The sequence below is a fragment of the Bordetella genomosp. 5 genome, assembly GCF_002261475.1.
In the GTDB taxonomy this organism is placed as follows: Bacteria; Pseudomonadota; Gammaproteobacteria; order Burkholderiales; family Burkholderiaceae_B; genus Bordetella.
Genome location: NZ_NEVN01000001.1, coordinates 24,006 through 44,845 on the forward strand (window position 1 = coordinate 24,006; position 20,840 = coordinate 44,845).

At 66.6% G+C, this 20,840-nt stretch carries 26 protein-coding genes and 2 tRNA genes; 3 read left to right on the forward strand and 25 right to left on the reverse strand.

Going from position 1 to position 20,840, the window contains the following annotated elements; genetic code table 11:
* Nucleotides 1-30: 30 nt before the first annotated feature.
* Nucleotides 31-816: an AraC family transcriptional regulator gene (locus CEK29_RS00110; RefSeq protein WP_283162754.1), complete on the reverse strand. Its 786-nt coding sequence runs from the start codon at nt 814-816 to the stop codon at nt 31-33.
* 266 nt (nt 817-1,082) lie between these two features.
* Between CEK29_RS00110 and CEK29_RS00115 the strand changes: the two genes are divergently transcribed.
* Nucleotides 1,083-1,976, forward strand: coding sequence for a DMT family transporter (locus tag CEK29_RS00115; RefSeq protein ID WP_094798193.1), 894 nt, complete (start codon nt 1,083-1,085; stop codon nt 1,974-1,976).
* A 161-nt stretch (nt 1,977-2,137) separates the two neighbouring features.
* Here CEK29_RS00115 and CEK29_RS00120 read toward each other — a convergent pair.
* From CEK29_RS00120 to petA, 7 genes are all read right to left on the reverse strand, one after another.
* Nucleotides 2,138-2,213: transfer RNA gene (locus CEK29_RS00120), tRNA-Asn, on the reverse strand.
* Between the two features lie 200 nt (nt 2,214-2,413).
* A tRNA-Thr gene (locus CEK29_RS00125) sits at nt 2,414-2,489 on the reverse strand.
* An 81-nt stretch (nt 2,490-2,570) separates the two neighbouring features.
* Nucleotides 2,571-3,014, reverse strand: a complete 444-nt coding sequence (locus CEK29_RS00130) for a ClpXP protease specificity-enhancing factor (protein WP_094798194.1) — start codon at nt 3,012-3,014, stop codon at nt 2,571-2,573.
* Nucleotides 3,015-3,023: 9 nt separating this feature from the next.
* Entirely contained in the window at nt 3,024-3,635 is a 612-nt protein-coding gene (locus tag CEK29_RS00135; RefSeq protein ID WP_094798195.1) for a glutathione S-transferase N-terminal domain-containing protein, read from the reverse strand.
* Nucleotides 3,636-3,797: 162 nt separating this feature from the next.
* Entirely contained in the window at nt 3,798-4,646 is an 849-nt protein-coding gene (locus tag CEK29_RS00140) for a cytochrome c1 (protein ID WP_094798196.1), read from the reverse strand.
* A 25-nt stretch (nt 4,647-4,671) separates the two neighbouring features.
* Complete coding sequence (locus tag CEK29_RS00145; protein ID WP_094798197.1) at nt 4,672-6,060, reverse strand: cytochrome b; 1,389 nt, start codon at nt 6,058-6,060, stop codon at nt 4,672-4,674.
* Between the two features lie 86 nt (nt 6,061-6,146).
* Nucleotides 6,147-6,788 (reverse strand): ubiquinol-cytochrome c reductase iron-sulfur subunit, encoded by a 642-nt coding sequence (gene petA / locus CEK29_RS00150; protein ID WP_094798198.1) that lies wholly within the window; start codon nt 6,786-6,788, stop codon nt 6,147-6,149.
* A 139-nt stretch (nt 6,789-6,927) separates the two neighbouring features.
* On the opposite strand from petA, the gene mscL reads away from it, so the two are divergent.
* Nucleotides 6,928-7,437, forward strand: coding sequence for a large conductance mechanosensitive channel protein MscL (mscL, locus tag CEK29_RS00155; RefSeq protein WP_094798199.1), 510 nt, complete (start codon nt 6,928-6,930; stop codon nt 7,435-7,437).
* Nucleotides 7,438-7,565: 128 nt separating this feature from the next.
* On the opposite strand, the gene CEK29_RS00160 is transcribed toward mscL, so the two are convergent.
* The gene (locus tag CEK29_RS00160; RefSeq protein WP_094857023.1) at nt 7,566-8,342 is read right to left on the reverse strand and encodes a Nif3-like dinuclear metal center hexameric protein; all 777 of its coding nucleotides are present in this window, start codon (nt 8,340-8,342) and stop codon (nt 7,566-7,568) included.
* Between the two features lie 20 nt (nt 8,343-8,362).
* Here CEK29_RS00160 and CEK29_RS00165 point away from each other — a divergent pair, with 20 nt between their 5' ends.
* Nucleotides 8,363-9,511, forward strand: coding sequence for a trypsin-like peptidase domain-containing protein (locus CEK29_RS00165; RefSeq protein WP_094857024.1), 1,149 nt, complete (start codon nt 8,363-8,365; stop codon nt 9,509-9,511).
* Here CEK29_RS00165 and CEK29_RS00170 read toward each other — a convergent pair.
* From CEK29_RS00170 to CEK29_RS00245, 16 genes are all read right to left on the reverse strand, one after another.
* The gene (locus tag CEK29_RS00170; RefSeq protein WP_094798202.1) at nt 9,508-9,903 is read right to left on the reverse strand and encodes a helix-turn-helix domain-containing protein; all 396 of its coding nucleotides are present in this window, start codon (nt 9,901-9,903) and stop codon (nt 9,508-9,510) included. The genes CEK29_RS00165 and CEK29_RS00170 overlap by 4 nt on opposite strands.
* Before the next feature lie 251 nt (nt 9,904-10,154).
* Nucleotides 10,155-10,949, reverse strand: a complete 795-nt coding sequence (gene tatC, locus CEK29_RS00175) for a twin-arginine translocase subunit TatC (RefSeq protein ID WP_094798203.1) — start codon at nt 10,947-10,949, stop codon at nt 10,155-10,157.
* Nucleotides 10,946-11,548, reverse strand: coding sequence for a Sec-independent protein translocase protein TatB (gene tatB, locus CEK29_RS00180; RefSeq protein WP_094857025.1), 603 nt, complete (start codon nt 11,546-11,548; stop codon nt 10,946-10,948). The genes tatC and tatB overlap by 4 nt, the downstream gene beginning before the upstream one ends.
* Before the next feature lie 93 nt (nt 11,549-11,641).
* Entirely contained in the window at nt 11,642-11,875 is a 234-nt protein-coding gene (gene tatA, locus CEK29_RS00185; protein WP_094798205.1) for a Sec-independent protein translocase subunit TatA, read from the reverse strand.
* A 15-nt stretch (nt 11,876-11,890) separates the two neighbouring features.
* On the reverse strand, nt 11,891-12,259 hold the full coding sequence (locus CEK29_RS00190) for a histidine triad nucleotide-binding protein (RefSeq protein ID WP_094798709.1): 369 nt from the start codon (nt 12,257-12,259) through the stop codon (nt 11,891-11,893).
* Nucleotides 12,260-12,273: 14 nt separating this feature from the next.
* Nucleotides 12,274-12,624, reverse strand: coding sequence for a phosphoribosyl-ATP diphosphatase (locus tag CEK29_RS00195; protein ID WP_094798206.1), 351 nt, complete (start codon nt 12,622-12,624; stop codon nt 12,274-12,276).
* Nucleotides 12,621-13,025: a phosphoribosyl-AMP cyclohydrolase gene (gene hisI / locus CEK29_RS00200; protein WP_094857026.1), complete on the reverse strand. Its 405-nt coding sequence runs from the start codon at nt 13,023-13,025 to the stop codon at nt 12,621-12,623. The genes CEK29_RS00195 and hisI overlap by 4 nt, the downstream gene beginning before the upstream one ends.
* Before the next feature lie 7 nt (nt 13,026-13,032).
* Nucleotides 13,033-13,836 carry an imidazole glycerol phosphate synthase subunit HisF gene (gene hisF / locus CEK29_RS00205; protein ID WP_094798208.1) on the reverse strand — a complete coding sequence of 268 codons (804 nt, stop codon included), beginning with the start codon at nt 13,834-13,836 and terminating at the stop codon, nt 13,033-13,035.
* Nucleotides 13,833-14,573 carry a 1-(5-phosphoribosyl)-5-[(5-phosphoribosylamino)methylideneamino]imidazole-4-carboxamide isomerase gene (hisA, locus tag CEK29_RS00210; RefSeq protein WP_094798209.1) on the reverse strand — a complete coding sequence of 247 codons (741 nt, stop codon included), beginning with the start codon at nt 14,571-14,573 and terminating at the stop codon, nt 13,833-13,835. The genes hisF and hisA overlap by 4 nt, the downstream gene beginning before the upstream one ends.
* 191 nt (nt 14,574-14,764) lie before the next feature.
* Nucleotides 14,765-15,451: an imidazole glycerol phosphate synthase subunit HisH gene (hisH, locus tag CEK29_RS00215; protein WP_094857027.1), complete on the reverse strand. Its 687-nt coding sequence runs from the start codon at nt 15,449-15,451 to the stop codon at nt 14,765-14,767.
* An 88-nt stretch (nt 15,452-15,539) separates the two neighbouring features.
* Nucleotides 15,540-16,127, reverse strand: a complete 588-nt coding sequence (gene hisB, locus CEK29_RS00220; RefSeq protein ID WP_094798211.1) for an imidazoleglycerol-phosphate dehydratase HisB — start codon at nt 16,125-16,127, stop codon at nt 15,540-15,542.
* Between the two features lies 1 nt (nt 16,128).
* Nucleotides 16,129-17,232, reverse strand: coding sequence for a histidinol-phosphate transaminase (hisC, locus tag CEK29_RS00225; protein ID WP_094857028.1), 1,104 nt, complete (start codon nt 17,230-17,232; stop codon nt 16,129-16,131).
* A gap of 66 nt (nt 17,233-17,298) precedes the next feature.
* On the reverse strand, nt 17,299-18,603 hold the full coding sequence (gene hisD / locus CEK29_RS00230; RefSeq protein WP_094857029.1) for a histidinol dehydrogenase: 1,305 nt from the start codon (nt 18,601-18,603) through the stop codon (nt 17,299-17,301).
* A 51-nt stretch (nt 18,604-18,654) separates the two neighbouring features.
* Entirely contained in the window at nt 18,655-19,329 is a 675-nt protein-coding gene (gene hisG, locus CEK29_RS00235; RefSeq protein WP_094798214.1) for an ATP phosphoribosyltransferase, read from the reverse strand.
* Nucleotides 19,326-20,594, reverse strand: coding sequence for a UDP-N-acetylglucosamine 1-carboxyvinyltransferase (gene murA, locus CEK29_RS00240; protein WP_094798215.1), 1,269 nt, complete (start codon nt 20,592-20,594; stop codon nt 19,326-19,328). Before murA ends, hisG begins: the two co-directional genes overlap by 4 nt.
* Nucleotides 20,594-20,839 (reverse strand): BolA family protein, encoded by a 246-nt coding sequence (locus CEK29_RS00245; protein WP_094798216.1) that lies wholly within the window; start codon nt 20,837-20,839, stop codon nt 20,594-20,596. Before CEK29_RS00245 ends, murA begins: the two co-directional genes overlap by 1 nt.
* Between the last annotated feature and the right edge of the window lies 1 nt (nt 20,840).

Genomic DNA, 20,840 nt, shown 5'->3' on the forward strand with positions numbered 1-20,840 from the left:
CGCGGGCCGCCCGGCGTCGCGCCGGGCCGTTCAGCCGGTGGTTTTCAGACGCCGATACTGGCCGGGCGTGACGCCCAGGCTCAGCCGAAACGCGCGGCTCAAGTGGCTGGCGTTGCCGAATCCGGCCGACTGAGCCACGCTTTCGAGGTCGCCCGCGCGGCCGGTTTCGAGCAGCTCGCGCGCCCGCGCGAGCCGGCGCTGATGAACCCAGGCATGAGGCGTGGTGCCGAACGACACCGCGAACATGCGAGCAAAGTGATAGGTCGAGAGCGCGGCGATGCCGGCCAGTTGATCGAGCGTGAGCGGCTCGGCCAGGTGTGCTTCGATGTGATCGCGTACCCGACGCCGCACGGCGGGCGCGAGGCCGCCTCGCAACGGGGCCGCGGCGCGGGCGGTATGGGGCAGCAACTGATGCAGCACGTCTTCGGCGGCGCTGCTTGCGGCGAGCCGATCGGCCGGCGCATCCCAATGGCGGGTCAGCAAGGTGGCGCAGGCCTGCGCCAGCTCCGGCGCATCGATGTAGGTGCGGTCACGCAGCTCGAGCGTGCGGGGATCGCGATCCAGCCGCAGCACGGCCTCGCTCGCGAGCCGCTCCGGCGCGATGTACAGATGCAGAAAGTGCACCTGGTCGTTCATGTTCCACAAGGAATAGTGCTCGGAGGGCAGCACGCAGAACTTGCCCGCGCCGCCGAAGCCGGGGCCGCCCACCCGAAACGACTTGTCGCCGCCTTGCAGATAGAGCGACACGGTGTGGTGCCCCGGCGCGTCGTAGGCGATGACCTCATGGCCGTCGCGGCCCCAGATCGCCGCGGCCAGTCCCGCGCCCAGGTCGGTGGCACGGACGAGCCGGGCTCCCGTGCGCTGGGCCAGGGTGCCGAAAACCTTGAAATGGGACAGGCTCTGAGCCGGACTGCCGTTCATGATGGCCCTATGCTAGCCCGGCCGACCGCGCTGCGCGCGTGGACGCCGCCAGTCTGGCCGAAAAAGCGCAAGATTCGGCAATTCCGGGCCGGTGCTCAGGCGCAGACTCCCGTCTTCCGCGGCCGATGCCGTGACCCCGCCCGCGCCCCGCGCTCCTCGCCATGAACGCCTCGCTCTATCTCCTCACCGTCCTCATCTGGGGCACGACCTGGATCGCCATCAAGCTGCAGCTGGGGGAGGTCGCGATCCCCGTCTCGGTGTTCTATCGCTTTGCGCTCGCCGGCCTGTTGCTGTGGGGCGCCCTGGTCGTGATGGGCAAGCTGCAGCGGCTCGACCGCCGCGGCCATCTGCTGTGTCTCGGCCAGGGGCTGTGCCTCTTCTGCCTGAACTTCCTGTGTTTCTACACCGCGACCCAATGGATCCCGAGCGGACTGATCTCCGTGGTGTTTTCGGCGGCGACGATCTGGAACGCGATCAATGCGCGGATCTGGTTCGGTACGCCGATCTCGTCGCGCGTGGTGCTGGGCGGCGTCTTCGGTCTGGCGGGCCTGCTGCTGCTCTTCTGGCCCGAGCTCGCCACCCGCGAGGCCAGCCACGAAACCTGGCTGGGCCTGGGCCTCGCGCTGCTCGGCACGCTGTGTTTCTCGACCGGCAATATGTTGTCGAGCGCGCAACAGCGCATCGGCATCCGGCCGCTGACCGGCAACGCCTACGGCATGCTCTACGGATCGGCGCTGTTGCTGGCGGGCTGCGTGGCGAGCGGCCAGTCGTTCGCCTTCGACACCTCGCTGACCTACGTGGGCGCCCTGCTGTATCTCGCCGTCATCGGTTCGGTGGTGGGCTTTACGGCGTATCTCACGCTGGTGGGCCGCATGGGGCCGGCGCGCGCGGCCTACTGCACCGTGCTGTTCCCGGTGGTGGCACTGACCATCTCGAGCTTCGTCGAAGGCTATCAATGGACCGCCACCAGCCTGTGCGGCCTCGCCCTGGTCATGGGCGGCAACGTGCTCGTGTTCGCCCGCCTGCCGCGCCGGCGCGCGGCGCAGGCGGCCTGACATCGCGCTGCACACCGACACGCCGGATGCATGGCGACGCCAAGTGCGGATCTGATGCATGACGCTGTGTCTGAGCGCGCGCCACGGACACCGCCAGGCGTGCGTCCGCGCGCCAAAGCAAAAAGCCCGGACGCTTGCGCGACCGGGCTTTTCTTGAATCTTGGCTCCCCGAGCTGGGCTCGAACCAGCGACCTGCGGATTAACAGTCCGTCGCTCTACCGACTGAGCTATCGGGGAACAGGTAGAGGGCCGCAATTATGCACGATTTTTTGACTTTGTGCAGAAGAGCCCCCTAGCCGGCTTCGCCGACCGCAAAATCGCCTGGGCGCTGCGCCACGGCCGCGGGATTTCAGGCGTAGTCGTGGCGCGCATTCGAATCGGGATGGTTTGGGAGTGAGGTGCACCGCGGAGGGCGGGCTGGCCGGGCGGCTGGAGAGTGGTGCCGGTGAAAGGAATCGAACCCTCGACCTTCTCATTACAAGTGAGCTGCTCTACCAACTGAGCTACACCGGCACGCGCGCTGCCGCCGGGAGGGGCGGCGCGAAGGGACTGTATTGTACGTAAAGATGCGCGAGCCTTGCGGCTCGCGCGGTCTTATTTGACGATGGTGAGGTGCGGGCGCTTGCCTTCGCCGCCCTCGTCGCCGTCGGCGGCGGGGGGCGCGACCGCGGGGGCCGCGGGTTCGGCGTCGGGCGTCTCGCCCTCTTCGCGCACCGGCGGCTCGTAGGGCTGCACTTCGAAGCCCATGCCGGCGCCGGTTTCGCGCGCGTAGATCGCGCTCACCGATGCCACCGGGACCAGCACGTTTTCGGTCACGCCGCTGAAGCGGGCCTGGAATTCGATGAATTCATTGCCCAGCAGCAGCTTGTTGGTCGCCAGCGTGCCGACATTGAGCGTGATCTGACCGTCGTGCACGTGGGCCATCGGCACCAGCGTGTGTTCGTCGACCTGCACGGTGATGTACGGCGTGTAGCCGTTGTCGGTGCACCACTCGTGCAGGGCGCGGATCAGATACGGTTTGGTCGAGGTCTCGCCCATGTCCCAGCCTTAGCGACGCATGACTTTTTCGGAAGGCGTGAGCGCCTCGATGTAGGCCGGGCGCGAGAAGATGCGCTCGGCGTACTTCTGCAGCGGTGCCGCGTTCTTCGGCAGTTCGATGCCGTAGTGATCCAGGCGCCACAGCAGCGGAGCCACGGCCACGTCGAGCATCGAAAACTCTTCGCCGAGCATGTACTTGTTCTTCAGCAGCAGCGGCGCGAGCTGAGCGAGACGGTCGCGGATGGCCTGGCGGGCCAGCACCATCTTCTTGTCGTCGGGCTTGGCGCTGCGGTCTTCGAGGGTCGAGACGTGAATGAACAGCTCTTTCTCGAAGTTGTACAGGAACAGGCGGGTGCGCGCGCGCATGACGGGGTCGGCCGGCATCAGTTGCGGGTGCGGGAAGCGCTCGTCGATGTACTCGTTGATGATGTTCGACTCATACAGGATGAGATCGCGCTCGACCAGGATGGGCACCTGGCCGTAGGGGTTCATCACCGCGATATCTTCCGGCTTGTTGTACAGGTCGATGTCGCGAATCTCGAAATCCATCCCTTTTTCGAACAGCACGAAGCGGCAGCGTTGCGAAAACGGGCAAGTGGTTCCGGAATAGAGCACCATCATGGCGGTAAGTCCTTCGTATTTAAAAGCGAAAGGCCAGCGCTACCTTGAGGCGGGCGCTGGCCCCGGTTGCCAGGCGACGACAGGGGTGTAGCTTGCCGGTTTCGTCCGTCGCGCCAGGTTAATGGGGACGGACGATACGTGCCGGGCGTTACGGTTTACAGGTTAGCGTACATGTTTCCAGTAGGAGGCATTCAGGCGCCAGGCGACGACCAGGAACAGCCCCAGGAAGATCAGAACGCCGACGCCGAGCTGGACCCGGAAGCGCTGAACCGGTTCGGACATCCACGTCATGAACGCGGTGAGGTCCGCGACGTCACGGTCGTAGGCAGCGGCTTGCGCGGGATTCAGGGCCTTGAATCGGGCTTCCGGGTGAGCGGCATGCCCGTGGCCGGCGACGGTTTCGACCTTGGAAGTGGAAAAACCTTGAGCATCATACAACGTCGTGACCTTTTCCCAGCTTTTCTTGCCGTCCGAGCCCTCGACGGACCGGGTGACGACTCGGGTCAGTTCGCGGGGGCCCTGGCGGTCCCAGAGGGCGTGCGGCATGCCCACGTTGGGGAAAACCAGATTGTTCCAGCCGGTGGCCGTGCTGGTGTCGCGATAGAACGTGCGCAGGTAGGTATAGATATAGTCGGACCCGCTCGGCCCGGCATTGATGGACTTCGCGCGCGCGATCACGGACAGGTCGGGCGGCATGGTGCCGAACCACTTCTTGGCATCCGCCGGCGTCATGGCGACCTTCATCAGGTCGCCCACCTTGGTGCCTGTGAATAACAGGTTGTCCTGGATCTGCTTGTCGGTGAGCCCGATTTCCTGGAGCTTGTTGTAGCGCATCGATTGCGCGCTATGACAGTTCAGGCAGTAGTTGACGAACAGCTTCGCGCCGTTTTGCAGCGAGGCGAGGTCGTTGACCTTGTTGGGCGCGCGGTCGAGGGGAGCGCCGAGCTCGGCGGCCTGCAGGGCGGTGCACGTGAGCATCAGGGCCACGGCGCCGATCAGTTTTTTGATCATGGTCGTTCCGTTTGCGTGTTGGGGCTCAATGGGCATGGAAGGTCACGCGATCCGGGACCGGCTTGAACGTGCCGAGCCGGCTCCAGATGGGCATCAGGAAGAAGAAGCCCAGGTAGATCAGCGTGCCGATCTGCGAAGTGAGGTTGAACGCATCACTGGGCGGCTGCGTGCCCAGGTAGCCCAACACCAGGAAGTTGACGATGAAGATGCCGTAGAGCCACTTGTGCCAGCCCGGCCGGTAGCGGATCGACTTGACGGGCGAGTGATCGAGCCACGGCAGGAAGAACAGGATCACGACGGCGCCGCCCATCGCGACCACGCCCCAGAACTTGGCGTCGATCTGCGTGAGCAGGACCGCGACCACGATCAGGATGACCGGCGGCACGAGGCGCATGATGCCGGTGGCCTTGCTCTTCCAGAGCAGCGCGATGGCACCGAGCAGGGCCAGGCCCGCCAGGACCCAGGTGAACTCCGCGGTGGTCGCGCGCAGCATCGAATAGAACGGCGTGAAATACCAGACCGGTGCGATGTGCGGCGGCGTCTTGAGCGGATCGGCCGGCAGGAAGTTGTTGTACTCGAGGAAGTAGCCGCCCATCTCGGGCGCGAAGAACACGATCGCGAAGAACACGATCAGGAAGCCCGCCACGCCGACGATGTCGTGCACCGTGTAGAACGGATGGAACGGGATGCCATCCTTGGGCCGGCCGTATTTGTCTTTGGGGCCTTGCTTGATCTCGATGCCATCGGGATTGTTGGAGCCGACTTCGTGCAGCGCCACCAGGTGCGCGGCCACGAGGCCGATCAGCACCAGCGGAATCGCGATCACATGGAAGGCGAAGAAGCGGTTGAGCGTGGCGTCGGACACGACGTAATCGCCGCGGATCCAGATCGACAGATCAGGACCGATGAACGGGATTGCGGAGAACAGGTTCACGATCACCTGCGCGCCCCAATACGACATCTGGCCCCACGGCAGCAGATAGCCGAAGAAGGCCTCGGCCATCAGACAGAGGAAGATCGCGACACCGAAGATCCACACCAGCTCGCGCGGCTTGCGGTACGAACCGTAGAAGAGGCCGCGCAACATGTGCAGGTAGACGACGACGAAGAACATCGAGGCGCCGGTGGAGTGCATGTAGCGCACCAGCCAGCCCCAGGGCACTTCGCGCATGATGTATTCGACCGACTGGAAGGCGCGTTCGGCGTCGGGCTTGTAGTGCATCACCAGGAAGATGCCGGTGACGATCTGGATCACCAGCACCAGCAGCGCGAGCGAACCGAAGAAGTACCAGAAGTTGAAATTCTTGGGCGCGTAGTACTCGGACAGGTGCGCTTTCCAGGTGGAGGTCACCGGGAAGCGTCGGTCCAGCCAGCCCAGCAGGCCTGTCGTCTCGACGATTTTGTCGCCAGCCATAACGGCTCCTTCTCTATTCTCTTGTATTGGCGTATTTGCTGCGATTACGAAGGCCTGAGTGTCCGCGGGAATGAATATTGCGGAGCTCAGGCCTTATTGTCTTCGTCGACGCCCACGATGATTCGGGTGTCGCTCAAATACTGATACGGAGGAACTTCGAGATTGTCTGGCGCAGGTTTGTTTTTGTAGACGCGGCCAGCGAGGTCGAACGTGGAGCCGTGGCAGGGGCACAGAAAGCCGCCTTGCCAGTTTGCGGGCATACCCGCGCCAGCACCGGATTCGAAATGAGGGGTGGGAGAACACCCGAGATGGGTACAGATGCCGACACAGACGAAGAGCTCGGGCTTGCGCGAGCGGTATTCGTTTTTGGCGTAGGCGGGAGTGTAGTCGGGGCGATCCGAGTTGGGATCGGCGACAAGGGCGTTTTGAGTCTGGATGCCCTTCAGCTGATCTTCGGAGCGGCGCATGATCCAGACCGGTTTGCCGCGCCATTCGACGGTGCGCAACTGGCCGGGAGCCAGATCGCCGACATCGACTTCGACGGGAGCGCCGGCGGCGCGAGCTTTTTCTGAAGGGGCGAATGTGCTGACGAATGGGACGGCTGCTGCGGCTCCTGCCACACCGCCCACCGCACAGGCGGTGGTTACCCAGAAACGTCGGGAAGGATCAGGCGGCAAATTGGGATCAACTGCACCGTCCTCGTCATGCAACAGCGTATCCTGACTCATTTCCTATCCTTGTTGGCACAGCATGGCCTGGACTAGCATCAGGACAGCTGCATCCGTTATGCGGGGAATATGTACAGCATAGCAACCGCGTATTATAGCCTTAGCCCAAGCACGGGCGTGTTGTTATTAGGGGGTATGCATGAGCAAAGCCAAAGGTTTTCTGCAGGAATTTCGTGATTTCGCCGTCAAGGGCAACGCAATCGACCTCGCGGTCGGTGTCATCATTGGCGCGGCGTTCGGCAAGATCGTCGACTCCATCGTCAAAGACATCATCATGCCCGTGGCCAACTGGATACTCGGTGGCCAGGTCGACTTCACGAACAAGTTCTGGATATTGCGGATGCCCGAAGGCTATACGGGCCCGATGAATTACGCCGACCTCACGAAGGCCGGCGCCGTCGTGCTCGCGTGGGGTAACTTCCTCACCATCTTCATCAACTTCATCCTGCTGGCCTTCGTGATTTTCTGGATGGTGAAGGCCATCAATTCGGCGCGCCACAAGCCCGAACCCGCGCCCGCGAAGCCCGCCGCTCCGCCCGAGGACGTGGTCGTGCTGCGCGAGATCCGCGACCTGCTGCTCAAGCAGAATGCCGCAGTGCCGCATACGCCCGCCAGCCCGGATCCGCTGCGCCGACCCGACACGCTCTAACGTCGTAGTGACGCACCTCGCCCGCCCTGGCTGGCGAGGTGCGGCTGGCGAGGTGCGGCTGGCGAGGTGCGGCCGGCTAGGTGCGGCCGGCTAGGTGCGGCCGGCAAGGTGCGCCGTCGAGGCGCGTGTCAGACCGGATTGTCGATGTCGATGAATTCGACGCGGATGCCGAAGGCCTTTGCCACCGCCTCGCCCAGTGCCTGCACGCCATAGCGTTCGGTGGCGTGATGTCCGGCGCCGATGAAACCGGTTGCGGTTTCGCGCGCCAGATGCGTGGTGGGCTCGGACGCTTCACCCGTGATGTAGATCGTTGCGCCCGCATCCACGGCGTCGGCCATCATGCCTTGCGCGCCGCCGGTACACCACGCGACGCGGCCTACGGGTTGACCGGCATCGCCCACGACCAGCGGCTCGCGGCCCAGCCGTGATTGCACCTGCGCGGCCAGCTCGCCCAATGTCGCCACGCCGGGCGCGCTGCCCAGCCACACGAGATTGTCGGGGCCACAGGTGAGCGGCGCACCGTCGTCGCGGCGTGCGGGCTCGAGACCCAGCACGCGCGCCAGCTGGGCGTTGTTGCCCAGCGTGGGATGCGCATCGAGCGGCAGGTGGTAGCCGAACACGTTGAGGTCGTGCGCGAGGGTGAGCGCCAGCCGCGTGCGTTTCGGACCGCGCACCCGCGCGTCTTCGTTTTTCCAGAACCAGCCGTGGTGCACCAGCACGGCATCGGCGCCGCGTTCGATCGCGGCGCGCAGAAGTGCCTCGCTGGCCGTCACGCCGGTGATAATGTGGCCTATTTTGCTCTTGCCCTCGACCTGCAGCCCGTTCGGGCAGTAGTCGCGAAAGCGGCTGGCTTGCAGAGTGTCGTCCAGCCAGGCGGCCAGTGCGCGGGTCTCGATCGTATTCATTGCTTGCCCTGTGGAAATTTATGCGTCGCCTTTGGCTGATATTCGCTCAGGCCGTCACGGTCAGTCTGGCCATTTTATTCGTCGTCACCACCTTGCGCCCCGATTGGCTGCAGCTGCAGGGCACGCGTAGCCCGGCGCCGGCACCGCGGCCCAACGGCGCGGCGGGTCCGGCCGTGTCGAGCTACGCCGACGCCGTGTCGCGCGGCGCGCCTTCGGTGGTGAATATCTACACCACCAAACACGTCGACGTGCCGCTCGTGCCGCTCCCCGACGACCCGGCCTTGCGTCAGCTTTTCGGTCAGGTGCCCGGACTGTCGCGGCGCGAGTCCAGCACCAGCCTGGGCTCGGGCGTGATCGTGAGCCCGCAGGGTTATGTGCTCACCAACTTCCATGTGGTCGATGCGGCCGACGCGATCGAAGTGGCGCTGGCGGATGGCCGCGAGGTGCGCGCCAAGGTGGTGGGCGCCGATACCGAGACCGATCTGGCCGTCATCAAGCTCGAGGGCAAGCTCGATCCCCTGCCCGTCGCGGCCTTCTCGAACGCCAAGCTGCGCGTGGGCGATGTGGTGCTCGCGATCGGCAATCCGTTCGGCGTGGGCCAGACCACGACTCAGGGCATCGTGTCGGCGCTCGGCCGCAATGGTCTGGGCATCAACACCTACGAAAACTTCATTCAGACCGATGCCGCGATCAATCCGGGCAACTCGGGCGGCGCGCTGATCGATGCGTCGGGCAATCTGGTGGGCATCAACACCGCCATCTATTCGGAAACGGGCGGATCGCTCGGCATAGGATTCGCGATTCCCGCCGAGACCGCCCAGCGCGTGCTCGACGACATCGTCAAGACCGGCAAGGTCAAGCGCGGTTGGCTGGGCGTGGAGCCGCAGGACATGACGCCCGAACTGGCGCGGGCCTTCAATCTGCCGGCCACCACGCAAGGCGTCGTGATCGCCGGCGTGATGCGCGATGGTCCGGGCGGACGCGCGGGCCTGCGCGTGGGCGACATCGTGCAGGCGGTCGAGGGCCAAGCTGTGCGCGATACACGTGGCATGTTGGGCCAGATCGCGAGTCTCACACCCGGCCACAAAGCCGTACTCAAGGTGTTGCGGGCCGGCAAGCCGCTGGATCTGACCGTGACCGTCGGTACGCGGCCGTCGCGGCCCCGCTAAGGACCGCGCCGGCCTCGGGATGGAGGCCGCAGGCCCTTGACCAGCAGGCGCACCACTCCCACCACCTGGCGCCGCGCGGCGGCGTCCAGCGGCGCGGTCAGGGCGAGCAGCTCGCGCTGATAGCCGTCGGCCAGCGCCTGTTCGGCCGCGTCGGGTTCAGGGGGAACATGCTGGGGCGGCAGGTTGGTCACCAGCCCTTCGTCGAGCCAGGCGACGGTGGTGTCGAGCGCCTGCGCGAGGCGGCGGAGCGTGTCGAGCCGAGGCGTGTAGTGCTCGCGCAGAAGGATGCGATGGATCGATGCCTGCGGCACGCCGGAGATCCGTGCCAGTTGGCTCTGGCTCTGGATCCCGCGCCAGCGCATCTGCTTGCGAAGTCGGTCGGATAGGCTCATGCCGCCGACTCTAACCACGCGAATGCGCCGCAGAACTCTCAGAATCCCGCAGCAGCGCGTTTGAAGGGCGGGGTGCCCGGCTAGCTAGGGCGCCCGGTGAGGGGCGCCCGGCCAGGGGCGCCCGGCCAGGGAGGCCCGGTCAGGGACGCCCGGTCAGGGACGCCCGGTCAGGGACGCCCGGTCAGGGACGCCCGGTCAGGGGCACGCGGCGAGGGGTGCCGGGCCAGGAACGCCCGCTCAGGAACGCCCGCTCAGGGGCGCTCGGTGAGCGAGCCGCTTTCGGCGTCGGCCCCGCCCCGGGGGTTTGGCTTGATCATGCTGGCCACGATCACCCCGAGCTCGTAGAGCAGGCACAACGGCACGGCCAGCATGAACTGGCTCACGACGTCGGGCGGCGTGACGATCGCCGCGATCACGAACGCGCCCACGATCACATAGCCGCGCGCGGCGCGCAGCTTGGCCACGTTGACCAGGCCGGTCTTGACCAGCAGCACCACGGCGACCGGCACCTCGAAGGTGATGCCGAAAGCGAGGAACATGGTCATGACGAAGCTGAGATACGCCTCGATGTCCGGCGCGGGCGTGATCGATTGCGGCGCGAAGGTCGCAATGAAGTGGAACACCGTGCGGAACACGAAGAAGTAGCAGAACGCCATGCCCAGGATGAACAGCAGCGTGCTGGACACGATGAGCGGCATGGCGAGCCGCTTTTCGTGGCGATAGAGGCCGGGTGCGACGAACGCCCAGGCCTGATACAGCACCACGGGCAGCGCCACCACGAAGGCGGCCATCATCGTGACCTTGACCGGCACCATGAACGGCGTGATGACGCCGGTGGCGATCATGCGCGTGCCCTCGGGCAGCGACGACAGCATGGGCTGCGCCAGCACGTCGTAGATGGCCGAGGCGCCGGGATAGATGAACAGCACGATGAAGACGGCCAGCACCGTGCCGGCGGCCTTCAGCAACCGGGTGCGCAGTTCCACCAGGTGCGAGATGAAGCTGTCCTGCTGCATCTCTTCTTCGTTGTGGACTTGCTGGTTCACGTTGGCGTACCGGTGGACGGGTTCTTGGGCGCGGGCTCGGGGCTGTGCTCGGGGGTGGGCGAGACAGGCGCGGGTGCGGGGGCGGCCGGGGCCGGGACAACCTGGGCCGCGGGGGCCGACGGGACGGGGCTCGGCACGCTATTGCCCGCCGAAGGCGGCGCGATGGTCGGGTCGGGGGCGGCGGGCGATCCCGCGGCCGGCGATCCGGCGGCGGGCGACCCCGCGGCGGGCGAACCGGCGGCGGGCGATCCCGCGGCGGGCGATCCCGCGGCGGGCGAGGCACCGCTCTGCGCCACGGCACGCGCCGTGTCGTCGAGTTCGGCCCGCAGGGCATCGCCGCTCGTGCGCAGCGAATCGGAGGCCTGGCGTACCGAGGTGTGGACTTCGCTGGCGGCGTCGTCCATGTCGCGCTTGAACTTGCGCAGCTCGTCGAGCTCGATCTCGCGCTGGATGTCGGATTTGACGTCGTTGACGTAGCGCTGGGCACGGCCGAGCAGGTGGCCCACGGTGCGGGCCACTTTGGGCAGCCGCTCGGGGCCGATGACGATGAGCGCCACGACGCCGACTACGAGCAGTTCTGTGAAGCTGACATCAAACATGCAGTTGCCGCCAGTGTAGGGAGATGCAAGCGGAACGACGCGCGGCGCGCGCGACCCGAAGGCGGCGCGCGGCCGTGCGTGCTCCGGCAAGGATCAAGGGTTTTGCTTTTCCTTGGCTTGCACGTCGATCGTGTCGTCGGCGCGCTGCTGGGTGTTGTTGGTGACCTGCTCGTTGGGCTTGTCGCCGTTGGCGTCTTTCATGCCTTCCTTGAAGCCCTTCACGGCGCCGCCCAGATCGGAGCCGATGTTGCGCAGTTTCTTGGTGCCGAAAATCAGGGCAACGATGACCAGGACGATCAACCAATGCCAAATGCTGAAGCTACCCATGAGGGATCTCCGTGGTTATGCGTTGGGGGCCGTGCGTCCCTGCCAGGGACGGGCGCCGCCGATGAGGTGGAAATGCAGGTGAGGTACTTCCTGGCCGCCTTCGACGCCCGCGTTCGCCAGGATCCGGAAGCCGCCCTCGGGCCCGGGATTGCAGCCGTTCTCGGCCGCCAGACGAGGAACCAACGTCATCATTCTACCCAACCAGTCGGCGTCCTGCGGCGTGACGTCCTGCATGGACACGACGTGCCGGCGGGGAATCAACAGCAGGTGGACGGGCGCGGCCGGATTGATGTCCTTGAAGACGACGAATTCATCGTCTTCGTAGACCTTGGTGGCCGGAATATCGCCGCGGGCGATCTTGCAGAAAAGACAGTTCTCGCTCATCTCGGGTTCCGTGATCAACCGGCGGGACGCCGGGCTTTCTCTTCAAGGCCCGACAGACCTTCGCGCCGGGCCAGCTCGGCCAGCACATCTTCGGGACGCAGATTGTAATGAGTCAAAGCCACCAGGCAATGGAACCACAGATCAGCGGTTTCACTAATAATGCGCTCGGGCTGATTGTCCTTGGCGGCCATCACCAGCTCGGTGGCCTCTTCGCCGATCTTCTTGAGAAACGAATCGGGGCCCTTGGCCAGCAGCTTGGCCACGTAAGAGGACTGAGGATCGCCACCGCGGTCGGGGCGGCGGCTCTCGAGGGTGTCGGCCACGCGGGCCAGCACGTCGCCGGTGGTGAGGGGAGATGCGCTCATTTGTAGATCAGCTCGGGGTCTTTGAGCACCGGGTCGACGGTGGTCCAGGTGGCGCTGTCGGCGGTGCCGTCGAGGCGGCGGTAGAAGCAGCTGGCGCGGCCGGTGTGGCACGCGATGCCGCCGGCCTGGCGCACTTTCAGCAGGATGACGTCGCCGTCGCAGTCGAGGCGCAGTTCGTCGACCTGCTGCTGGTGGCCGGACTCTTCGCCCTTGCGCCACAGGCGCTTGCGCGAGCGCGACCAATACACGGCGCGGCCGGTGGCGGCGGTCTCGGAAAGAGCGTCGGCATTCATCCAGGCCACCATCAGGATCTGGCCGTTGTCGGCGTCCTGGGCAATGGCGGGGATGAGTCCGTTGTCGTCGAACACGACGTCCGACAACCAGTTGGGGGTGCTAGTCATAAGGATCTCAACAGTCGAGCCGGACTTCGATGCCGCGGGCGGACATGAACTCCTTGCATTCGCGCACGGTGTGCTGGCCGAAGTGGAAAATGCTGGCCGCCAGCACCGCGCTGGCGCGACCGGTGGTCACGCCTTCGGCGAGGTGATCGAGGTTGCCCACGCCGCCGGAGGCGATCACGGGCACGGGCACGGCGTCGGACACCGCGCGGGTGAGTTCGAGGTCGAAGCCCGACTTGGTGCCGTCGCGGTCCATGCTGGTGAGCAGGATCTCGCCGGCGCCATAGGCCGCCATGCGGCGTGCCCACGCCACGGCGTCCAGGCCGGTGGCCTTGCGGCCGCCATGGGTGAAGACTTCCCAGCGCGCCGGCTCGCCCTCGCCGCTCACGCGGCGGGCGTCGATCGCGACGACGATGCATTGCGAACCGTGATAGTCGGCCGCGGCGCGCACCAGCTCGGGGTTGGTCACCGCCGCGCTGTTGATGCTGATCTTGTCGGCGCCTGCGTTGAGCAGCCGCTGCACGTCGGACACCTGCCGCACGCCACCCCCCACCGTCAGCGGAATGAAGACCTGCGATGCCACCTGCTCGATGATGGGCAGGATCAGATCGCGGCCGTCGCTGGTGGCGGTGATGTCGAGGAACGTGAGTTCGTCGGCGCCCTGCTCGTTGTAGCGGCGCGCGATCTCGACGGGGTCGCCCGCGTCGGTGAGATTGACGAAGTTCACGCCCTTGACGACGCGGCCGGCGGTGACGTCCAGGCAGGGAATGATGCGGCGGGTCAGCGCCGTGGCGCTGCTGGCGGAAGCGTTCATTGGGTCAGTTCGTCGGCGCGGGCCTGCGCGGCCTGGAAGTCGAGCGTGCCTTCGTAGATGCTGCGGCCCAGGATCGCGCCTTCGACACCTTCGGACTCGACGGCGCAGAGCGCCTCGATGTCGGCGATGCCGGCGATGCCGCCCGAGGCGTAGACCGGAATGCGCACGTGCTGGGCGAGCCGCACGGTGGCTTCGACGTTCACGCCCGACAGCATGCCGTCACGGCCGATGTCGGTGTAGATGATGGCTTCGCAGCCGTAGTCTTCGAACTTCTTGGCGAGGTCGAGGACGTCGTGGCGCGTGAGCTTGCTCCAGCCATCGGTGGCGATCTTGCCGTCGCGGGCGTCGAGGCCGACGATGATGTTGCCGGGGAACGCGCCGCACGCGTCGTGCAGGAAGCCGGGGTTCTTCACGGCCGCCGTGCCGATGATCACGTACGAGATACCGGCATCGAGGTAACGCTCGATGGTGTCGAGATCACGAATGCCGCCGCCGATCTGCACCGGAATGTCGTCGCCCACGGCGTCGAGGATGGCCTTGATCGGCGCCTCGTTGAGGGGCTTGCCCGCGACGGCGCCGTTGAGATCGACCAGATGCAGGCGCCGCGCGCCCTGTTCGAGCCAGCGGGTGGCCATGGCGGCGGGGTCTTCGGAGAACACCGTTGCATCGTCCAGGTCGCCCTGGCGCAGGCGCACACAGCGCCCGTCTTTGAGGTCGATGGCGGGGATCAGGAGCATGATGGGTAGTGAAGGTAAAAAATCGGTTGGAAAAAAGACGGCGGCGCGAGAGTGTTGGCCCCCACGCTGCGCCTTTGGCTTGCTGCCCCCCGAGGGGGCTTTTTTCCTTGGGGCGGCCCGGCGGAAAAATTGCCCCCCACGCTGCGCCTTCGGCTTGCTGCCCCTTCGGCTGCGTGCGGGACGTCCGAGGCTTACGGCTGCCAGTCTACAAAATTGCGATACAGGCGCAAACCGTGCGCGGCGCTCTTTTCGGGGTGGAACTGCACCGCGAAAATGTTACCGGCGGCCACCGCGCAGGTAAAGGCGAGTCCATAATCGCTTTCCCCCACGGTCAGGGCGGCATCCTGGGGCACCGCGTAGTAACTGTGGACGAAATAGAAATGGGTGTCGTCGGGAATGCCGTCCCACAAAGGGTGAGAGCGGGTTTGACGGACTTTGTTCCAGCCCATGTGCGGCACTTTGAGGCGCTCGGGGCTGCCCGGCGCCGGCGCGGGGCCGGTCTGGCCCTGCGCGTCGGCATGCACCACATCGGCGAACTGCGGGCCGGCGAATCGATGCACGGCGCCCGGAAACACCGACAGGCAGGGCGTGTCGCCCTCCTGGCTGGATTCGAACAGCATCTGCTCGCCCACGCACACGCCCAGCAGCGGCTTGCTGCGGGCCGCGTCGAGCACGGCTTCGCGCAGGCCGGATTCGTTGAGGGTGCGCATGCAGTCGGGCATGGCGCCCTGCCCCGGGAACACCACGCGGTCGGCGGCGGCGATCTGGTCGGGGCGATTGCAGATGCGGATGTCGGCGTCGGGCGCGGCGTATTGCAGCGCGCGTGCCACGGAATGGAAGTTGCCCATGCCGTAGTCGACGATGGCGATAGTGCTCACTGAGGTCTGCCTGGTGAGAGGTGAACGGCGAGGAAGGCGGGCGCGCGCGGCGCCAGACGGGACGCCGCCAGCGGCGCCCCTGCCCCGATTACAGCACGCCCTTGGTCGAGGGGATCACGTCGCCCATGCGCGGGTCGACTTCCATGGCCATGCGCAGCGCGCGGCCGAAGGCCTTGAACACGGTTTCGCATTGGTGATGCGCGTTGAAGCCGCGCAGGTTGTCGATGTGCAGCGTCATGAGGGCGTGATTGACCAGGCCCTGAAAAAACTCGCGCGTGAGGTCGACATCGAAATCGCCGATGCGCGCACGCGTGAAATCGATGTGGTACTCGAGGCCGGGGCGGCCCGAGAAGTCGATCACGACGCGCGACAGGGCTTCGTCGAGCGGCACATAGGCGTGGCCATAGCGGCGCAGGCCGGCCTTGTTGCCGATGGCCTTGGCGATCGCCATGCCCAGCGTGATGCCGACGTCTTCGACCGTGTGGTGCGCATCGATGTGCGTGTCGCCGTCGGCCTTGATGTCGAGGTCGACGAGGCCGTGGCGCGCGATCTGGTCGAGCATGTGATCGAGGAAGGGCACGCCCGTGTCGATGGTCTGCTTGCCGGTGCCGTCGAGATTGACGGCCACACGGATGCGCGTTTCGTTGGTATTGCGGATGATTTCGGCGGTACGCATGTCAGGACTCGGAGCTCAGGATGTCTTGCAGAGCGGCCAGCAGGGCCGCGTTCTCGTCTGGCGTGCCGACCGAGATGCGCAGGCATCCGGCCAGAAGCGGATGCGCCGCCGAGAAGTTTCTAACCAGTATTTTGCGCGTTTTCAGGGCGAGATGCACGGCGTTGCCATCGGGCTGGCCGCTGAAGCGCGCAAGGATGAAGTTGCCCCCGCTCGGATACACCTGCACGCCCGGCAAAGCGGCGAGCGCCCGGGCCAGCGGCGCGCGGTCGGCCCGCAGCCGCGCGGCCTGGGCGTCGAGCACGTCTTTATGGCGCAGCACGGTACGCAGCACCGCCTGGCTCAGGACGTCGAGGTTGTACGGGGGGCGGACCTTGTCGATCTCGGCGATCCAGGCCGGATGTCCGGCCAGGTAGCCGAAACGCAGACCGGCCAGGCCGATCTTGGATACCGTGCGCATGACCACCAGATTGGGCTGGGCCAGCAGTTCGGGCATCCAGGTGCCGTCGGCAAACGGTTGGTAGGCCTCGTCGATCACCACCAGACCGGGCGCCGCCGCGAGGATCGCGCGGATCTGCGGTTCGGTCCAGGTGCCGCCCGTGGGGTTGTTCGGCACGGCCAGGAACACCACCTTGGGCTGGGTGCGCTCGATCGCGGCCAGCATGGCGGGCAGGTCGAGCTCGAGGTCGCTCGTCAGCGGGACGGCCTCGAAACGCGCATGGTCGAAGCGCGCGGCCATGTCGAAATAGACGAACGAGGGCCAGGGCGACAGCACGGTGTCGCCCGGCTCGCAACAGGCCTGGATCAACAGGTGGATCAGCTCGTCGGAGCCGTTGCCGAACAGCAGGCCGGCGCCGGCCGGCACGCCGAAGGCGGCGGCGACCTCGGCTTTGAGCGCCTGCTGGTCGGAGGCCGGGTAGCGATTGAGCTCGACCTCGCGCGCCGTGGCGGCGATGGCGTCGCGCACCGTATCGGGCAGCGGGTACGGGCATTCCATGGCGTCGAGCTTGATGCAGCCCGCCGCCTGGGCGACCGGGTAGGCCGTGAGCGCGCGGATATCGGCCCGCACGGTGCGGGCGATACGCGCGGCGACCGCGCTATCGTTCATGCGAGGACTCCCCTGTCCGTGACGAGAGGCCGCGGGCCGGCTCGGCGGCCGGCCCGATGCGGCCGGTCATTCCTTGTCGAGCCGGTACTGCGCGCTGGCGGCGTGCGCCTGCAGGCCTTCGCCCAGCGCCAGTTCGGCGGCGATGCGCCCGAGCGTCTGGGCGCCGGCGTGCGACACCTGGATCAGGCTGGAGCGCTTCTGGAAGTCGTACACGCCCAGCGGCGACGAGAAGCGCGCCGTGCGCGAGGTCGGCAGGACGTGGTTGGGGCCCGCGCAGTAGTCGCCCAGCGACTCGGAGCTGTAGCGGCCCATGAAGATCGCGCCGGCGTGGCGGATCTTCGCGGTCCAGATCTCGGGCTGCTCGGTGGAAATTTCCAGGTGTTCGGGCGCGATGTCGTTGGCGATGGCGCAGGCTTCTTCGAGGTCGCGCACCAGAATCAGCGCACCGCGGTTGGCCAGGCTGGTGCGCAGGATCTCGGCGCGCGGCATTTGCGGCAGCAGGCGCGCGATGGCGGCCTCGACGTCGGCGATGAAGTCGGCGTCCGGGCACAGCAGAATGGATTGCGCGAGTTCGTCGTGCTCGGCCTGAGAGAACAGATCCATGGCGATCCAGTCGGCCGGCGTCTTGCCGTCGCAGATGACCAGGATTTCGCTCGGGCCGGCGATCATGTCGATGCCCACGGTGCCATAGACGCGGCGCTTGGCGGCGGCCACGTAGGCATTGCCCGGACCGACGATCTTGTCGACGGCCGGCACCGTGGCGGTGCCGTAGGCCAGCGCGCCGACGGCCTGCGCGCCGCCGATGGCGAAGGCGCGATCGACGCCGGCAATGGCGGCGGCGGCCAGCACGATGGGATTGCGCACGCCGTCAGGCGTGGGCGTGACCATGATGAGCTCGGGCACGCCGGCCACCTTGGCCGGGATGGCGTTCATCAATACCGACGAGGGATAGGCGGCCTTGCCGCCCGGCACGTACAGGCCCACGCGGTCGAGCGGCGTGACCTGCTGGCCCAGCGTGTTGCCTTCGGCGTCGGTGTAGGTCCAGGTCTCGATGCGCTGGTGCTCGTGATAGGCGCGCACGCGGTCGGCGGCCGCCTCGAGGGCATTGCGTTGCGCGGTGGGCAGCGCCGCCAGCGCCGACTGCCATTCGGACTTGGGAATCTCCAGCGCGGTCACGTCGGTGGCCGGCACGCGATCGAAGCGCTGCGTGTACTCGAGCAGCGCGGCGTCGCCGCGGCCGCGCACGTCGGCCAGGATGCCGGCCGTCGCGCGGTCGATGGATTCGTCCTGCGAAGCCTCGAAGGCCAGCAGCGTGGTCAGGGCGGGTTTGAAACCCGGGTCGCGGGAGTCGAGACGTTTGATCAGAGCCATGATGTCATCGTACGGGCAAGGTCGCGGCGCGCCGGCGGGCGCGCCCGGGGGTCAGGCGTTGCGGGCGGCGGCGCGTTCGAAGGCGTCCAGCAGCGGTTGCAACCGTTCGCCGCGCGTCTTGAGCGAGGCCTGGTTGACGATCAGCCGCGAAGAGATCTGCATGATGTCTTCGACAGCCACGAGACCGTTGGCGCGCAGCGTGCCGCCGGTGGACACGAGGTCGACGATCGCGTCGGCCAGGCCTACCAGCGGCGCGAGCTCCATCGAGCCGTACAGCTTGATGATGTCGACGTACACGCCTTTGCTGGCGAAGTGTTCGCGGGCCGACTGCACATACTTGGTGGCCACGCGCAGGCGGGCGCCCTGGTGCACGGCAGCCGCGTAGTCGAAATCGTGGCGCACGGCGACCGACAGGCGGCAGCGCGCGATGTTGAGATCGATCGGCTGGTACAGGCGGCCGGGCTGCTGCGCGGCGTGCTCGATCAGCACATCCTTGCCCGCGATGCCGAAATCGGCCGCGCCGTACTGCACGTACGTGGGCACATCGGAGGCGCGCACGATGATCAGCTGCAGACCGGGGTCGCTGGTGGGGAGGATCAGCTTGCGCGAACTTTCGGGGTTCTCGCTGACCTCGATGCCGGCCTCGGCCAGCAGAGGCATGGTTTCTTCGAAGATGCGACCCTTGGACAGCGCCAGGGTCAACGGGCGGACAGTCGCTTGGCTCATGCCGATTCCTTGCCGGTGATACGTTGAATCCGGGCACCCAGGCCCTGCAGCTTGACCTCCATGCGGTCGTAGCCACGATCCAGGTGATAAATGCGATCGACCAGGGTGTCGCCTTCGGCGGCCAGGCCCGCGATCACGAGGCTGGCGGATGCGCGCAGGTCGGTGGCCATGACGGTGGCGCCCGACAGACGGGGCACGCCGCGCACCACGGCGGTATGGCCGTCGATGTCGATCTCGGCGCCCAGGCGGCAGAGCTCCTGCACGTGCATGTAGCGGTTTTCGAAGATGTTCTCGACGATGACCGCGGTGCCCTCGGCGATGGTGTTGAGCGCCATCAGCTGGGCCTGCATGTCGGTGGCGAAGCCCGGGTATTCGTGCGTGCGCAGACCGACCGCCTTGGGGCGGCCCTGCATGCGGGCGCGGATCCAGTCGGGGCCGGTTTCGATCTGCAAGCCGGCCTCGGCCAGCTTATCGAGCGTGGCGCCCATGGCCGCGGGGGCGGCGTCGCGCAGCAGGATGTCGCCACCCACGGCGCCGACGGCGCACAGAAACGTGCCGGCCTCGATCCGATCGGACATCACGCGGTGGTCCGCGCCATGCAGGCGCTCCACGCCGTCGATCACGATACGGTCGGTGCCATGGCCGCTGATGCGGGCGCCCATTTTGATGAGCAGTTCGGCCAGGTCCACGATCTCGGGTTCGCGCGCGGCGTTTTCGAGGATGGTCTGGCCTTCGGCCAGCACGGCCGCCATCAACAGGTTTTCGGTACCGGTGACGGTGACCATGTCGGTGCGGATCGAGGCGCCCTTCAGGCGCTTGGCTCGCGCCACGACGAAACCATGTTCGATGCTGATCTCGGCGCCCAGCGCGGCGAGACCCTTGATGTGCTGGTCGACCGGACGCTGCCCGATCGAGCAGCCGCCGGGCAGACTGACGCGCGCTTCGCCGAAGCGGGCCACCAGCGGACCCAGCACCAGGATCGAGGCGCGCATAGTCTTGACGAGCTCGTACGGGGCCTCGAGCTTGTCGACGCGATCGGCCTGCAGGATCACGGCGTCGGTGCCCGTCTGCTCGCTGCGCACGCCCATGGTGCCCAGCAGGCGCAGCATGGTCGTGGTGTCGTTGAGCTGCGGAACATTGGCCAGCGTGAGCGGCTCGGCCGAGAGCAGGCTGGCGCACAGGATCGGCAGCGCGGCGTTTTTCGCGCCCGACACCGTGACTTCGCCCGCGAGCGGGGCGCCGCCGGTGATGCGAAGCTTGTCCATCAGGTGCCTGCCTTGGCGTACTCGGCGGGGGTCAGGGTGCGCATCGACAGTGCGTGGATTTCGGCCTTCATGCGGTCGCCCAGCGCGGCATAGACCAGCTGATGGCGTGCGATCAGGCGCTTGCCTTCGAAGGCCGGGCTGACGATGACCGCGTCGAAGTGCGAGCCATCGCCCTGCACGTCCAGATGATCACAGGGCAGCCCATCCGCGATGTACTGACGGACCTGTTCGGGAGTGGGGAGCATG